The organism is Stutzerimonas stutzeri (assembly GCF_002890915.1).
GTDB lineage: Bacteria > Pseudomonadota > Gammaproteobacteria > Pseudomonadales > Pseudomonadaceae > Stutzerimonas > Stutzerimonas stutzeri_AF.
Genome location: NZ_POUT01000005.1, coordinates 55,352 through 69,409, shown reverse-complemented (window position 1 = coordinate 69,409; position 14,058 = coordinate 55,352). Strand labels below are relative to the sequence as shown.

The following is a 14,058-nucleotide window of genomic DNA, read 5'->3' as shown; positions in this document are numbered from 1 at the left end:
GTATTGAGAGAGCTTCGGTGCTTTAAAAACGGAAAAAACGAGCAGTAAGGATGAGTTTTAATCATGCTTGAGCAAGACATCCCGGCTCCGCGGATGCCGCCCCTGTATGCGCTGCGCGCTTTCGAAGTGGCGGCCCGTTTCGGCTCCTTCACCCAGGCGGCACAGAGCCTGTACATCACCCAGAGCGCCGTCAGCCGGCATGTGAAGACGCTGGAAGAGCACCTCGGCTGCCAGCTCTTCGAGCGCCGCGGCTCGCGATTGACGCTGACCGATGCCGGGCGGCTGCTGGCGCAGGAGCTGAAGATCGGCTTTCGCACCATCGAAAGCGCCTGCATCGCCGTCACCCGCCAGCGCGGCGCGCTGCGGCTCAAGGCGCCCTCGACCCTGACCATGCGCTGGCTGCTCAAGGCCCTGGACGCCTTCCAGCAGGCACATCCGCACAATCGAGTGCAGCTCACCAGCGCCTGGATGGACCTGGATGCGGTGGACTTCCACAGCGAGCCGTTCGACTGCGCGATCCTGCTCGGCCACGGCGGTTTCCCGGCGGACTGGCAGCGCGTGAAGCTGTTCGACGAATGGCTGGTGCCGGTCTGCGCGCCCGCGCTGCGCGGCGACCGGCCCTGGGATATGCGACAACTGGCCGCTGCCGAGCTGATCCATCCGTCGCGCGACTGCCGCGACTGGCGCCGCTGGCTGCAGCGCACCGGGCTGGCCGACCAGGTCGCCTGGCAGCAGGGCAAGCTCTTCGACACCCTGGAGCTGGGCATCTCCGCCGCGGCGCAGGGGCATGGCGTATCGATCGGCGATCTCGCGCTGGTCGGCGCCGAACTGCAGCGCGGCAGCCTGGCGCTGCCGTTCGGGCAGGCGGTGAAGTCCGGCGACAGCTACTACCTGGTCTGGCCGGCCGGTGGCGACGAGTCGGCCACGCTGATGCGCATGCGCGACTATCTGCTCGAACACCTGCCGGATATTTCCGGCCAGGGTGTCGAGCTGCTCGAGTGATGTCGGTGGCCGGCGGGATGGCCGAGCCATTTCAGTCATTGCCGCGCCCACCCTCGGTAGGGGAAAATGGCGGCCTTTTTCTACGTGCCACCCGCAGGAGATTCAGCGATGCCCAGCCGTCGTGAGCGAGCCAATGCCATCCGCGCCCTCAGCATGGATGCCGTGCAGAAAGCCAACAGCGGCCACCCCGGTGCCCCCATGGGCATGGCGGACATCGCCGAAGTGCTCTGGCGTGACCACCTCAAGCACAGCCCGACCAACCCGCAGTGGGCCGACCGCGACCGCTTCGTGCTGTCCAACGGCCACGGCTCGATGCTGATCTACTCGCTGCTGCACCTGACCGGCTACGACCTGTCGATCGACGACCTGAAGAACTTCCGCCAGCTGCACAGCAAGACCCCGGGCCATCCGGAGTTCGGCTACACCGCCGGCGTTGAGACCACCACCGGCCCGCTCGGCCAGGGCATCGCCAACGCCGTGGGCTTCGCCCTGGCCGAGAAGGTCATGGCCGCGCAGTTCAACCGCCCCGGCCACGAGATCGTCGATCACAACACCTACGTGTTCCTCGGCGACGGCTGCATGATGGAAGGCATCTCCCACGAGGTCTGCTCGCTGGCCGGCACCCTCGGGCTGAACAAGCTGATCGCCTTCTACGACGACAACGGCATCTCCATCGACGGCGAGGTGCATGGCTGGTTCACCGACGACACCCCGCGCCGCTTCGAGGCCTACGGCTGGCAGGTGATCCGCAACGTCGACGGGCATGACGCCGACGAGATCCAGATGTCCATCGAGACCGCGCGCAAGAGCGACCAGCCGACGCTGATCTGCTGCAAGACCATCATCGGCTTCGGCTCGCCGAACAAGCAGGGCAAGGAGGAATCCCACGGCTCGGCGCTGGGCGAGGCCGAGATCGCCCTGACCCGCGAGGCGCTGGGCTGGACGTACGGCCCGTTCGAGATTCCCGCCGAGATCTATGCCGAGTGGGATGCCAAGCAGAAGGGCGCCGAGGCCGAAACCGCCTGGAACCAGCGCTTCGCCGCCTACGAGGCCGAGTTCCCGGCGCTGGCCGCCGAGTTCAAGCGGCGCATGGCCGGCGAGCTGCCCGCCGACTTCGCCGAGAAGGCCAGCGCATTCATCCGCGAAGTGGCCACCAAGGGCGAGACCATCGCCAGCCGCAAGGCCAGCCAGAACTGCCTGAACGCCTTCGGCCCGCTGCTGCCGGAACTGCTCGGCGGCTCGGCCGACCTCGCCGGTTCCAACCTGACCCTGTGGAAGGGCTGCAAGCCGGTGGTGGCCGAGGATGCCTCGGGCAACTACATGTACTACGGCGTGCGCGAATTCGGCATGAGCGCCATCATGAACGGCGTCGCCCTGCATGGCGGCCTGATTCCCTACGGCGCGACCTTCCTGATGTTCATGGAGTACGCGCGCAACGCCGTGCGCATGTCGGCGCTGATGAAGCAGCGCGTGCTCTACGTGTTCACCCACGATTCCATCGGCCTCGGCGAGGACGGCCCGACCCACCAGCCGGTCGAGCAGCTGACCAGCCTGCGCACCACGCCGAACCTGGACACCTGGCGCCCGGCCGACACGGTCGAGTCGGCGGTGGCCTGGAAGCATGCCATCGAACGCAAGGACGGCCCGAGCGCGCTGATCTTCTCGCGGCAGAACCTGCCGTTCCACGTGCGCGACAACGAGACCGAGGCGGCCATCGCCCGCGGCGGCTACATCCTGAAGAACTGCGCCGGCGAGCCGGAACTGATCCTCATCGCCACCGGCTCGGAAGTCAGCCTGGCGGTGCAGGCCGCCGACCAGCTGGCCGAACAGGGCCGCCAGGTGCGCGTCGTCTCCATGCCCTGCACCAGCGTGTTCGACGCCCAGGACGCGGCCTACAAGCAACTGGTGCTGCCGGTGGAAGTCGGTGCGCGCATCGCCATCGAGGCGGCGCATGCGGACTACTGGTACAAGTACGTCGGCCTCGACGGCCGCATCATCGGCATGACCAGCTACGGCGAGTCGGCCCCGGCCGGCCAGCTGTTCGAGGAATTCGGCTTCACCGTCGACAACATCCTCGCGGTGGCCGAGGAGCTGCTGGAAGACTGAACCGAGCCGCGGTGGATGACTGCGGTCATCCACCCTACGTAACTCCACCTTCCGTAGGGTGGAAAACCCGCGCAGCCGGTTTTCCACCGGCAGGACCGACGAAGATCCCATGGCCAACGCCCGTCCCTATCGCGTCGCCCTCAACGGCTACGGCCGCATCGGTCGTTGCGTGCTGCGCGCCTTCTACGAGCGCGGTGCGGCCTTCGACTTCCGGTTCGTCGCGCTCAACGACCTGGCCGACATGGCCAGCCTGGAATACCTCACCCGTTTCGACTCCACCCATGGCCGCTTCCCCGGCGAGGTCGGTGTGCAAGGCGACTGCCTGCACCTCAATGGCGACTGCGTGAAGGTGTTGCGCGAATCCACGCCGGAGGCCGTCGACTGGCGCGCGCTGGGCGTGGATCTGGTGCTGGAGTGTTCCGGCGCCTACCACAGCCGCGCCGACGGCCAGCGCTTCATCGACGCCGGCGTGCCGCGGGTGCTGTTCTCGCAGCCGATGGCCAGCGCTGCGGACGTCGACGCCACCGTGGTGATGGGCATCAACCACGAGCAACTGAGCGGCGCCGAGACGCTGGTTTCCAACGCCTCCTGCACCACCAACTGCGGCGTACCGCTGCTCAAGCTGCTCAATGACGCGGTCGGCCTGGACTACGTGTCCATCACCACCATCCACTCGGCGATGAACGACCAGCCGGTGATCGACGCCTACCACCATGAGGACCTGCGCCGCACGCGCTCGGCCTTCCAGTCGGTGATCCCGGTGTCCACCGGTCTTGCGCGCGGTATCGAACGCCTCTTGCCGGAACTCTCCGGGCGGATACAGGCCAAAGCGGTGCGGGTGCCGACGGTGAACGTGTCCTGCCTGGACATCACCCTGCAGACCAGCCGCGACACCGATGCACGGACGATCAACCGCGTGCTGCGCGAGGCCGCCGAATCCGGCCCGCTGAAAGGCCTGCTCGCCTACACCGAGCTGCCCCACGCCAGCTGCGATTTCAACCACGACCCGCATTCGGCGATCGTCGACGGCAGCCTGACCCGCGCTTCCGGGCCGCGGCTGGTGAACCTGCTGGCCTGGTTCGACAACGAATGGGGGTTCGCCAACCGCATGCTCGATGTCACCGAACACTACCTGCGCGTCGCCCGACGCGGCCGACCCTGACTCATCGCTGCTTCTCGACCTTTAAGGAAGACCAACATGACCGTTTTGAAGATGACCGACCTCGACCTCCAGGGTAAGCGCGTGCTGATCCGCGAGGACCTCAACGTGCCGGTGAAGGATGGCGCGGTGAAGAGCGATGCGCGCATCCTGGCCTCGTTGCCGACCATCAGGCTGGCGCTGGAGAAGGGCGCCGCGGTGCTGGTCTGCTCGCACCTGGGCCGTCCGGAAGAGGGCGCCTACAGCGAGGAAGACAGCCTCAAGCCGGTCGCCGATTACCTGTCCAAGGCCCTCGGCCGTGAGGTGCCGCTGGTCAAGGACTACCTGGGCGGCGTCGAGGTCAAGCCGGGCGAGCTGGTGCTGCTGGAGAACGTGCGCTTCAACAAGGGCGAGAAGAAGAACAGCGACGAGCTGGCGCAACAGTACGCCGCGCTGTGCGACGTCTTCGTCATGGACGCCTTCGGCACCGCGCACCGCGCCCAGGGTTCGACCCATGGCGTGGCCAAGTTCGCCAAGGTCGCCTGCGCCGGCCCGCTGCTGGCCGCCGAGCTGGAGGCGCTGGGCAAGGCGCTGGACAAGCCGGCGCGGCCGATGGTGGCCATCGTCGCCGGCTCCAAGGTCTCGACCAAGCTCGACGTGCTGACTTCGCTGGCCGACATCTGCGACCAGCTGATCGTCGGCGGCGGCATCGCCAACACCTTCCTCGCCGCGGCCGGCTACAAGGTCGGCAAGTCGTTGCACGAGGCCGACCTGCTCGACACCGCCAAGGCCATCGCCGCCAAGGTCGCCGTGCCGCTGCCGGTGGACGTGGTGGTCGCCAAGGCGTTCGCCGAGAGCGCCGAGGCCACGGTCAAGGCCGTCGGCGACGTCGCCGACGACGACATGATCCTCGACATCGGCCCGCAGACCGCCGCGCAGTTCGGCGAGATGCTCAAGGCCTCGCAGACCATCCTCTGGAACGGCCCGGTCGGCGTGTTCGAGTTCGACCAGTTCGGCAACGGCACCCAGGTGCTGGCCCAGGCCATCGCGCAGAGCCCGGCGTTCTCCATCGCCGGTGGCGGCGACACCCTGGCGGCGATCGACAAGTACGGCGTCGCCGAGCAGATCTCCTACATTTCCACCGGTGGTGGTGCTTTCCTCGAATTCGTCGAAGGCAAGGTGCTGCCGGCGGTCGAGGTGCTGGAGCAGCGCGCGGGTTGAGCCCGCCGCTTCGTCGCGCGAGGCGCCAGGGCAACCCCCGTGGCCTGCAGTGGTCCCTGTTCTATCGGGAACGAGGAAAGGGGATGCACCATGCGTTATGCCGTTCTTGCTGTTTGCTGCCTGGGCCTGGCCGCTTGTGCCGGCGGCTCGCCGGACAGTGCCTGCCAGGTGCTCGATCCGCCTGCCGCCATCGGGCCGACCGCCGAGCATGAGCAGCGCGTCGAGATGCAGGCGACCGGCGATCCGACTGCTACCACCCGGGGCGGCCTGCAGGATTGCCCCTGAATGCTGAGGTAAAGCAATGAAAAGCCTGTCGATTGCGCTCGTGGCGCTACTGTCGTTGGCCGGCTGCGGCCACTGGCAGTCCGGGCCCGATGCACCCTTCGTGCGCTGGAAGTGCCAGGGCCAGCAGCACATCGCCTGGCGCTACGCCGATAGCGGACGAACCGCGGTCGACCTGAAGATCGGTAATAGTGCGCAGATTCATACCCTGCGCAAGGAACCTGCCACGCATGGCAGTTTCTATAGCGATGGCGTACTCGCCTTTCACGACAAGGGTAACGAGGCGCTGGTCTACCGTGTGGCCGACGATGAACTGCTGGCCCATGGCTGCAGCGCTTCGCTGATCAACCTGTAGCGCAGCGAGTAACTGCACCCCGCCGCATTGTTGCGGGGCGCCCTATTAAAAGCGGTGGCGGCGCTGGCATTTGCCGCCCCCGCCACTACAATGCCGCGCCCAGCGTGTGGCGCTTGAACGGCGCCGGCCACTGCGGCAGGCTTTACACGATTAACGACCCAGACCGGGAGAAAGGAAAACATGGCACTCATCAGCATGCGCCAGATGCTCGACCACGCCGCCGAGTTCGGCTACGGCGTACCGGCCTTCAACGTCAACAACCTCGAGCAGATGCGCGCCATCATGGAAGCGGCCGACAAGACCGATTCCCCGGTGATCGTCCAGGCTTCCGCCGGTGCGCGCAAATACGCCGGTGCGCCGTTCCTGCGTCATCTGATCCTGGCGGCGATCGAAGAATTCCCGCATATCCCAGTGTGCATGCACCAGGACCACGGCACCAGCCCCGATGTCTGCCAGCGCTCGATCCAGCTGGGCTTCTCCTCGGTGATGATGGACGGCTCGCTGAAGGAAGACGGCAAGACCCCTGCCGACTACGACTACAACGTGCGCGTGACCCAGCAGACCGTGGCCTTCGCCCATGCCTGCGGCGTCTCCGTGGAAGGCGAGCTGGGCTGCCTGGGTAGCCTGGAAACCGGCATGGCCGGCGAGGAAGACGGCGTCGGCGCCGAGGGCGTGCTCGATCACAGCCAACTGCTGACCGACCCGGAAGAGGCCGCCGACTTCGTCGCCAAGACCAAGGTCGACGCCCTGGCGATCGCCATCGGCACCAGCCACGGCGCCTACAAGTTCACCAAGCCGCCGACCGGCGACACCCTGTCGATCCAGCGCATCAAGGAAATCCATGCGCGCATCCCCGACACCCACCTGGTGATGCACGGCTCCTCCTCGGTGCCGCAGGAATGGCTGAAGGTCATCAACGAGTACGGTGGCGAGATCGGCGAGACCTACGGCGTGCCGGTCGAGGAAATCGTCGAGGGCATCAAGTACGGCGTGCGCAAGGTCAACATCGACACCGACCTGCGCCTGGCCTCCACCGGCGCGATCCGCGAGTTCCTGGCGAAGAACCCCAGCGAGTTCGACCCGCGCAAGTACCTGGCCAAGACCGTCGCCGCCATGCGCGACATCTGCATCGCCCGCTACGAGGCCTTCGGTACCGCCGGCAATGCCAGCAAGATCAAGCCGATCTCGCTGGAAGGCATGTTCCAGCGCTACGCCAACGGCGAGCTGGACCCGAAGATCAACTGATCGTTCGGCCATGAAGAAGCCCGCGTTTGCGGGCTTTTTCGTTTCTGCGCCGTATGCGTGCTCAGCTGGCGAGCAGCGCCTGGATCTGGCAGCGCAAGGTGTCCAGCGCGAAAGGCTTGGCCAGGACCGGAGCCGACCGCGCGATGGCGCTGCCGGACTCGTAGATCTCGATGGGATGGCCGCTGATGAAGATCACCTTGAGGTCCGGGCGCAGCTTGAGCGCCGGCTCGGCGATCATCACGCCGGAGACGTTGCCCGGCAGCCGGAAGTCGCTCACCAGCAGATCCAGCTGCGGCTTGCTGGCGAGAATCTCGAAGGCCTCGGCGGCATTGCTCGCCTCCAGTACCCGGTAGCCTTCGCCAACGAGGTAATCGGACAGCAGCGCGAGGACGTGGGGCTCGTCCTCGACGAGCAGCACGATTTTGGTCGAAGGCTGGTTCATAGCGGTGATTCTCGTTCGGTTCTATGAACGTTCCATTGCATGGCGCTGAAACGAGGGCAGGGCTCGAACATTGCTTGGAGCGGCCGTGCCCGTGCAAGTTCAGCAATTGCCGGCCATGAGTCAATCACGACCTTCGGCCCCCGACCTTCGGCTGGGCCGGCTTTCGGCATTGGCAGTGGCCTGGGCGCGGTTTAGGCTTCCGGGAGCCCGCCAGGAATGTTGCCCATGACCGACGAGAAGCAGTTGCACGTCATCGCCGAGCGTACCCTCGATCACTATCGCCATCGTGCCGAGGCCTTCCGCGAGGGGACCCGCGACCACGATGTCAGCCAGAACATCGAGGCCCTGCTGCGTCATATCCAGGCCGAGCCGCCGCTGCGCATCCTCGACCTGGGCTGCGGTCCGGGGCGCGATCTCAAGGCGTTCGCCGCCCGCGGGCATACGGCTGTCGGCCTCGACGGCACCGAGGCGTTCGTGGCCATGGCCCGGGCCGAGAGCGGCTGCGACGTCTGGCATCAGGATCTGTTGCAGTTGGACCTGCCGCGCGAGGCCTTCGATGGCATCTTCGCCAATGCCGTGCTGTTCCATGTCCCCAGCAGCGCCCTGCCCAGGGTGCTGCTGCAACTGCGCGAGACGCTGAAGCCCGGCGGCGTGCTGTTCTGTTCCAACCCCCGCGGACAGGACGAGGAAGGCTGGAGCGGTGAGCGCTATGGCGTCTGGTACAGCTGGCCGACCTGGCGCGAGCGGCTGCTGGCGGCCGGTTTCAGCGAGCTCGAGCACTATTACCGTCCTGTCGGCTTGCCGCGTGCGCAGCAGCCCTGGCTGGCCAGCGTCTGGCGCCGGCCGTGACGGCCGCTCGACATGGACTGCCTGGCCCTGGCATTCGAGTACGACCGGTTCCTGGAACGCCCCGCAGAATGCAAGCCATGCCGGTTGCCGTCATGCGTTTTGCACGGCTTAATCCGTTCGTCGAATATCCATAACTTATTGTTTTTAAACGATAAACAAGTTCTCTGTGTGGTTGGCACGAACGCTGCTCTGTAACGCTCGCTGGAGTCTAATCGGAGTACAGAACAATGACCGCCGCACAACGCTTCCTTACTGCCGCTTTCCCTGAATTCGAAGTGCTGACCGAGCCGCGTCCGGATGGTGGGTTGCTGCTCACCCTGCGCAACGACGACCGCACGCTGGTCAGGCGCGCCCTCTCCAAGGGCCAGACCCAGGCCAGGAGGCAGCTCGAATGGGTCGTCAGCTCGGTTCGTCGCGACCTCGCGCTGGAAGCCGGCATGTCGCCATCCATCGCGCATCTGCAGAGCCAGAGCCGAACGGCGCTGCCGACTTACGAATACGCCTGAGACCGCGGCTGCGGTACCCAAGCCGCAGCCAGCGCGACCGGGCCGTCGAGCCTGGCGCCCATACCGTGAAGCCTGAGGAGGAGTTCCGCATGAACGCCATCGACCTGCTGATCGAGGATCATGAGCGCGTGAAGGACCTGCTGACGCGCCTGAGCGAATCCACCGAGCGCGCCCTGAAGACGCGCGCCGAGCTGCTGCACAAGCTGGACGTGGAGGTGACCATCCATACCCAACTGGAGGAGCAGATTCTCTATCCGGCCTACAAGGAAGCCGGCGGCAAGGAAGAGCTGAAGATGTACCACGAGGCCAAGGAGGAGCACCGCGCCGTCGATTCGCTGGTGCTGCCCGACCTCAAGGCCACCGATCCGGGGAGCGTGCAGTTCTCCGGGCGGGTCAAGGTCTGCAAGGAGTTGCTGGAGCATCACATCGAGGAAGAGGAGTCCGAGATGTTCCCGCATGCCCGCGAATTGCTCGGCGACCAGCGCCTGCAGGAGATGGGCAGGCAAATGGCCGAACTGAAGGCGCGCCTGAAAAAGGAATTCGCCGGCCGGCAGGCGGCCTGAGGCTTGGCTTGCCCTTGCCGGGGCGCTTTGCCCCGGCTCGTTCGACCATGGGCGAAGCGGCCTTTTTCGGCTTTGCTGATCTGCATCAATAACCTGTGCGGGCCCCGCTGAGACCCTAGATGGCTCAATGGCATCACGCATGAGTGGCTCCTGCAACCGATTCCCTGACAGGCGAAAAACACCCGCCCGGCAGCCGGGAGTGACATGCGCAATGGGACAGGGGCGGGCATGGAAGACGAGCTGAAGGCGTTGTTGCAACGGGTCGGGCTGGGGGCGGAGCAGATTCTTACGCGCAAGCGTTTCCTCCAGTGGCAGGCCGCGGATGCGCTGCGCCTGAACCGGGCCGCGGTGGATGTCGATGCGGCGCACCAGCGTTTCATCGACAAACTCTACGGACACCTCGCGGAATTCGACGTACCGGCGGAAATCCTCAACGATCCCGCTGGCGTGGCACGCCTCAAGCACAGCCAGCGGAGCTATTACCAGCGCCTGTGGAATGGTCCCTACGAGCGCGACTACGTGAAGGACCGCCTGCTGGTCGGGCTGGTGCACCAGCGGGTCGGCGTCGATCTGGAATGGTACCTGGGTGCTTATCGGCTGTACCTGTCGGAAATGCTGCGACTGCTGCTGGGCGATGCCGAGCAGCATGCGGTCTACGACAGTCTGCTGAAGATCGTGTTCTTCGACATGATCCTCGCCATCGATACCTACAGCGCGGCCCAGCGACACGCCCTCGAAGATAGCGAGGCGCGGCTGGCACGTGCGCTGCGCGGCTCCGAGGACGGCATCTGGGAATGGGACATCGAGCACGACCGGCTGCACCTCTCCGAGCGCTGGACCGGCATGCTCGGCCTGCCGACGGAGCCGAGCTACTGCAGCCGCAGCTGGTTCGAGCGGGTGCATCCGGATGACCTGCCGGGCCTGCGCGAGGCCATCAGCGCCCACCTGAACGGCCGCAGCCCGACCCTGGCCCACGAGTACCGCATCCGCACCCGCTTCGGCGAATACCTCTGGGTACTGGTGCGCGGTGTGGTCGAACGCTGCGAGCAGGGCGCGCAGCGCATGGCGGGTTCGCAGACCGACATCAGCGCCCGCAAGGCCGCCGAGGAATGCCTGCGGCATGCCGCGCGGCACGACTCGCTGACCGGGCTGGCCAACCGCCTGCATCTGGACGAGCTGCTCCAGCAAGCCCAGCAGCGTGCCCACGGCCGGGCCTCGGCGCTGCTGTTCGTCGACCTGGACCGTTTCAAGCTGATCAACGACAGTCTCGGCCACCGCGTCGGCGACCAGGTGCTGGTGGAAGTCGCGCAACGCCTCGCGCACTGCCTGCGGCCGGGCGATCATCTGGCGCGTTTCGGCGGCGACGAGTTCGTCGCCCTGCTCGGCGACCTGGCCTGCGAGGCCGATGCCGAGCGGGTGGCACAGCGGATGCTCAATGCGCTGCGCCAGCCATTGCAGCTCGGCGAGCGCACCCTCTCGGTCAGCGCCAGCATCGGCATCGCACCGTTGTACCGCAACGGCCAGGCACTGGATGCGCTGCAGGCGGCGGACCTCGCCCTGTACCGCGCGAAAAGCGCCGGCAAGAACCAGTTCGCGCTGTTCTGCGAAAGCCTGCATTCCACGGCGGCGCGCCAGCTGGAGTTGGAAAGCGCGCTGGCGCAGGCGCTGACGCGCAACGAGTTCGTCCTGTACTTCCAGCCGATCTGCCGCATCGACCGCGGGCAACCCTATCTGGTGGGGGTCGAAGCCCTGCTGCGCTGGCGTTACAACGATGCGCTGGTGGCGCCGAACGAATTCATTCCGGTACTGGAGGAGTCCCGGGAGATCGTCCGGGTCGGCGAATGGGTGCTGCGCGAGGCCTGCCGGCAGGTCCGTTGCTGGCAGCAGGCCGGACAGGCGCAGCTGTACTGCACGGTGAACCTGTCGATCCGCCAGCTGCAGGCGCCCGGCTTCACGGCGCTGCTGGCGCGCGTGCTGCGCGAAACCGAGTTGCCGCCCGCCAGCCTGGTGCTGGAGATCACCGAGACCCTGCTCATGCAGGACAGCGAGCTGATGCTGAACAGCCTGCGCGAGATCGCTGCGCTCGGCGTGCGCCTGGCGCTGGACGATTTCGGCACCGGCTATTCCTCGCTCGGCTACCTGAAGCGCTTTCCGCTGCACATCCTCAAGGTCGACCGCAGCTTCATCGCCGCCGCGCCGGAGGACGCCGATTCGGTCGCCATCAGCCGGGCGGTCATCGGCCTCGGCCATAGCCTCGGCCTGGCGGTGATCGCCGAGGGGGTGGAGCGCCCCGAGCAGCTGCAGTTCCTGATCGACGAGGGTTGCCAGAATGCCCAGGGCTTCTGGTTCAGCCGGCCGAGGCCGGCCGCCGAGCTGCAGCGGCTGTTCAACGGCGAGAACTGCTTCGACGGCTTCTGGGGCCTGCTGCCGCAGGCCAGCCTGGCGCCCCTGGGCCTGGAGCGCTGATGCCGGCGCCCCCTGCGCCGCGGCGCGCCAGGGCACTCTTGGCCCTCGCAAGGGTCAACACTCCTGTGGATCTTGATGAATCAAGAACTCGCCGGCCGCCCGCCGGCTCATCCTGAAGGAGGTTAACCATGCGTCTCACCTATTTGCTGCCCCCGGTACTCGGTCTTCTGCTGGTCGGTTGCGGCCCGGACGAAGACCGCGAGCGCGAGCCGACCCCGCCGCCGGCCACCACCGAGCAGCCAGCCGCACCGTCGACCGATACCACCACTCCGCCTGCCGGGACGGGCACGGGTACGGGCACCGCTCCGAGCACCGGCACGTCCGGCGGCATGGCCACTCCGCCCGCCGACAATGGCAGCGACATGGGCACCGAGTCCGATTCGGGCACTGCGCCCGGTACCTCGCAATAAAGGCGGTTTCGCCGAACCTGATCCAGGCACCTCGCGTAGCGCGCGGGTGCCTTCAGCAGGAGACATTCGATGAAGTGGACATTCGCCCCCGCCCTGGCCTTGGCCACGCTGGCCCTGTTGGGCTGCTCCCCCGAGGAGGAGGAGTCGGCGCTGGACAACAACAGCCGCAACCAGCAGGAATATCAGAACACCGCCACCGACCCGGCCGGGCCGCGTGAGCTGTCGCCGCCGTCGAACACGCCCAACGAGTAGCCGCCCGGTGTCTGCGGGTCAGACGAACTGGGCCGCGGCAAAGCCCGAGGCCCAGGCCCACTGGAAGTTGAAACCGCCCAGGTGGCCGCTGACGTCCAGCACCTCGCCGATGAAGTACAGCCCCGGCGATTTCTGCGATTCCAGGGTCTTGGACGAGACTTCGCGGGTATCCACGCCGCCCAGCGTCACTTCGGCGGTGCGATAGCCCTCGGTGCCGGCGGGCACCAGCTGCCAGTCGCTCAGCTGCGCGGCAATCGCCTCCAGCTCCACCCTCGTGTATTGCTTCAGCGCTCTGGAGACGAACCAGTGCTCGCAGAGCAGCCCGGCCATCTTGCGGGTGAAGACTTCGCCGAGCAGGGTCTTCAGCTCTGCATTGGGGCGTTCCTGCTGCTGCGTCGCCAGCCATTCGTCGAGGTTCAGGTGCGGCAGCAGGTCGATATGCAGCACGTCGCCCGGCTGCCAGTAGGAGGATATCTGCAGGATCGCCGGGCCCGACAGGCCGCGGTGGGTGAACAGGATGTTCTCGCGGAAGCTCTGCCCGTTGCAGCTGACCAGGCAGTCCTCCACCGAGGTCCCGGATAGCTCGGCGCACATGGCCTTGAGCGTCGGTTCGGTGATGGTGAAGGGCACCAGTCCGGCGCGGGTCGGCAGCACGTTGTGGCCGAACTGGCGGGCGACCTGGTAGCCGAAGCCGGTGGCGCCCAGAGTCGGGATCGACAGGCCGCCGGTGGCGATCACCAGCGACTGGCAATGCACTGGCCCGATGCCGGTCTGCAGCGCATAGCCCGTGTCGGTCTTCCTCACCGTCTCGACGGCGATGCCGAGGCGCAGGTCGACACCGGCCCGCGTGCATTCGCCGAGCAGCATCTCGAGGATGTCGCTGGACTTGTTGTCGCAGAACAGCTGGCCGAGCTTCTTCTCGTGGTAGGGCACGCCATGGCGGGCGACCAGCTCGAGGAAGTCCCACTGGCTGTAGCGCGCCAGCGCCGACTTGCAGAAATGCGGGTTGCCGGAGAGAAAGTTCGCCGGCTCGGTGTACAGGTTGGTGAAATTGCAGCGCCCGCCGCCGGACATCAGGATCTTCTTGCCGGCCTTGTTGGCGTGATCGAGCAGCAGCACCCGGCGCCCGCGCGACGCCGCGTTGAATGCGCACATCAGGCCGGCGGCGCCGGCGCCGATGATGGTGACTTCTGGGGTTAGCACGGGGTGCCCTCGTTCGCA

At 66.5% G+C, this 14,058-nt stretch carries 15 protein-coding genes; 13 read left to right on the top strand and 2 right to left on the bottom strand.

Annotated features, from left to right (window positions below; translation table 11 throughout):
- Window positions 1-63: 63 nt before the first annotated feature.
- The 7 genes from CXK94_RS10800 (at window position 64) to fba (ending at window position 7,349) form a co-directional block, all read left to right on the top strand.
- Window positions 64-1,002 carry a LysR substrate-binding domain-containing protein gene (locus CXK94_RS10800; RefSeq protein ID WP_102894350.1) on the top strand — a complete coding sequence of 313 codons (939 nt, stop codon included), beginning with the start codon at window positions 64-66 and terminating at the stop codon, window positions 1,000-1,002.
- A 108-nt stretch (window positions 1,003-1,110) separates the two neighbouring features.
- Window positions 1,111-3,108 carry a transketolase gene (gene tkt / locus CXK94_RS10795; protein WP_102894349.1) on the top strand — a complete coding sequence of 666 codons (1,998 nt, stop codon included), beginning with the start codon at window positions 1,111-1,113 and terminating at the stop codon, window positions 3,106-3,108.
- Window positions 3,109-3,217: 109 nt separating this feature from the next.
- Window positions 3,218-4,270, top strand: a complete 1,053-nt coding sequence (epd, locus tag CXK94_RS10790) for an erythrose-4-phosphate dehydrogenase (RefSeq protein ID WP_102894348.1) — start codon at window positions 3,218-3,220, stop codon at window positions 4,268-4,270.
- A gap of 36 nt (window positions 4,271-4,306) precedes the next feature.
- Window positions 4,307-5,467 (top strand): phosphoglycerate kinase, encoded by a 1,161-nt coding sequence (locus CXK94_RS10785; protein ID WP_102894347.1) that lies wholly within the window; start codon window positions 4,307-4,309, stop codon window positions 5,465-5,467.
- Window positions 5,468-5,557: 90 nt separating this feature from the next.
- Window positions 5,558-5,752, top strand: coding sequence for a hypothetical protein (locus CXK94_RS10780; RefSeq protein WP_102894346.1), 195 nt, complete (start codon window positions 5,558-5,560; stop codon window positions 5,750-5,752).
- 16 nt (window positions 5,753-5,768) lie between these two features.
- Complete coding sequence (locus CXK94_RS10775) at window positions 5,769-6,104, top strand: MliC family protein (RefSeq protein ID WP_037037931.1); 336 nt, start codon at window positions 5,769-5,771, stop codon at window positions 6,102-6,104.
- 180 nt (window positions 6,105-6,284) lie between these two features.
- Complete coding sequence (fba, locus tag CXK94_RS10770; RefSeq protein ID WP_037037929.1) at window positions 6,285-7,349, top strand: class II fructose-bisphosphate aldolase; 1,065 nt, start codon at window positions 6,285-6,287, stop codon at window positions 7,347-7,349.
- A gap of 61 nt (window positions 7,350-7,410) precedes the next feature.
- Here the strand turns inward: fba and CXK94_RS10765 are convergent, their stop codons facing one another.
- Window positions 7,411-7,791: a response regulator gene (locus tag CXK94_RS10765; RefSeq protein WP_037037927.1), complete on the bottom strand. Its 381-nt coding sequence runs from the start codon at window positions 7,789-7,791 to the stop codon at window positions 7,411-7,413.
- A gap of 225 nt (window positions 7,792-8,016) precedes the next feature.
- Here CXK94_RS10765 and CXK94_RS10760 point away from each other — a divergent pair, with 225 nt between their 5' ends.
- The 6 genes from CXK94_RS10760 (at window position 8,017) to CXK94_RS10735 (ending at window position 12,837) form a co-directional block, all read left to right on the top strand.
- Window positions 8,017-8,640: a class I SAM-dependent methyltransferase gene (locus tag CXK94_RS10760; RefSeq protein ID WP_102894345.1), complete on the top strand. Its 624-nt coding sequence runs from the start codon at window positions 8,017-8,019 to the stop codon at window positions 8,638-8,640.
- A 227-nt stretch (window positions 8,641-8,867) separates the two neighbouring features.
- Window positions 8,868-9,146, top strand: coding sequence for a DUF3509 domain-containing protein (locus CXK94_RS10755; protein ID WP_037037924.1), 279 nt, complete (start codon window positions 8,868-8,870; stop codon window positions 9,144-9,146).
- An 89-nt stretch (window positions 9,147-9,235) separates the two neighbouring features.
- Window positions 9,236-9,709, top strand: a complete 474-nt coding sequence (locus CXK94_RS10750) for a hemerythrin domain-containing protein (RefSeq protein ID WP_037037922.1) — start codon at window positions 9,236-9,238, stop codon at window positions 9,707-9,709.
- 228 nt (window positions 9,710-9,937) lie between these two features.
- The gene (locus CXK94_RS10745; RefSeq protein WP_037037920.1) at window positions 9,938-12,175 is read left to right on the top strand and encodes a putative bifunctional diguanylate cyclase/phosphodiesterase; all 2,238 of its coding nucleotides are present in this window, start codon (window positions 9,938-9,940) and stop codon (window positions 12,173-12,175) included.
- Between the two features lie 128 nt (window positions 12,176-12,303).
- Window positions 12,304-12,585 carry a hypothetical protein gene (locus CXK94_RS10740; protein ID WP_037037919.1) on the top strand — a complete coding sequence of 94 codons (282 nt, stop codon included), beginning with the start codon at window positions 12,304-12,306 and terminating at the stop codon, window positions 12,583-12,585.
- 69 nt (window positions 12,586-12,654) lie between these two features.
- Entirely contained in the window at window positions 12,655-12,837 is a 183-nt protein-coding gene (locus CXK94_RS10735) for a hypothetical protein (protein WP_037037917.1), read from the top strand.
- An 18-nt stretch (window positions 12,838-12,855) separates the two neighbouring features.
- On the opposite strand, the gene CXK94_RS10730 is transcribed toward CXK94_RS10735, so the two are convergent.
- On the bottom strand, window positions 12,856-14,040 hold the full coding sequence (locus CXK94_RS10730; RefSeq protein ID WP_102894344.1) for an NAD(P)/FAD-dependent oxidoreductase: 1,185 nt from the start codon (window positions 14,038-14,040) through the stop codon (window positions 12,856-12,858).
- Window positions 14,041-14,058: the final 18 nt, after the last annotated feature.

Excerpts from the sequence above, each read along its gene's own strand:
- epd (WP_102894348.1), top strand. The coding sequence starts at position 3,218 with ATGGCCAACGCCCGTCCCTATCGCGTCGCCCTCAACGGCTACGGCCGC.
- CXK94_RS10775 (WP_037037931.1), top strand. The coding sequence starts at position 5,769 with ATGAAAAGCCTGTCGATTGCGCTCGTGGCGCTACTGTCGTTGGCCGGC.
- CXK94_RS10800 (WP_102894350.1), top strand. The coding sequence starts at position 64 with ATGCTTGAGCAAGACATCCCGGCTCCGCGGATGCCGCCCCTGTATGCG.
- CXK94_RS10740 (WP_037037919.1), top strand. The coding sequence starts at position 12,304 with ATGCGTCTCACCTATTTGCTGCCCCCGGTACTCGGTCTTCTGCTGGTC.
- CXK94_RS10780 (WP_102894346.1), top strand. The coding sequence starts at position 5,558 with ATGCGTTATGCCGTTCTTGCTGTTTGCTGCCTGGGCCTGGCCGCTTGT.
- CXK94_RS10785 (WP_102894347.1), top strand. The coding sequence starts at position 4,307 with ATGACCGTTTTGAAGATGACCGACCTCGACCTCCAGGGTAAGCGCGTG.
- tkt (WP_102894349.1), top strand. The coding sequence starts at position 1,111 with ATGCCCAGCCGTCGTGAGCGAGCCAATGCCATCCGCGCCCTCAGCATG.
- CXK94_RS10745 (WP_037037920.1), top strand. The coding sequence starts at position 9,938 with ATGGAAGACGAGCTGAAGGCGTTGTTGCAACGGGTCGGGCTGGGGGCG.
- CXK94_RS10765 (WP_037037927.1), bottom strand. The coding sequence starts at position 7,791 with ATGAACCAGCCTTCGACCAAAATCGTGCTGCTCGTCGAGGACGAGCCC.
- CXK94_RS10750 (WP_037037922.1), top strand. The coding sequence starts at position 9,236 with ATGAACGCCATCGACCTGCTGATCGAGGATCATGAGCGCGTGAAGGAC.
- fba (WP_037037929.1), top strand. The coding sequence starts at position 6,285 with ATGGCACTCATCAGCATGCGCCAGATGCTCGACCACGCCGCCGAGTTC.
- CXK94_RS10760 (WP_102894345.1), top strand. The coding sequence starts at position 8,017 with ATGACCGACGAGAAGCAGTTGCACGTCATCGCCGAGCGTACCCTCGAT.
- CXK94_RS10735 (WP_037037917.1), top strand. The coding sequence starts at position 12,655 with ATGAAGTGGACATTCGCCCCCGCCCTGGCCTTGGCCACGCTGGCCCTG.
- CXK94_RS10755 (WP_037037924.1), top strand. The coding sequence starts at position 8,868 with ATGACCGCCGCACAACGCTTCCTTACTGCCGCTTTCCCTGAATTCGAA.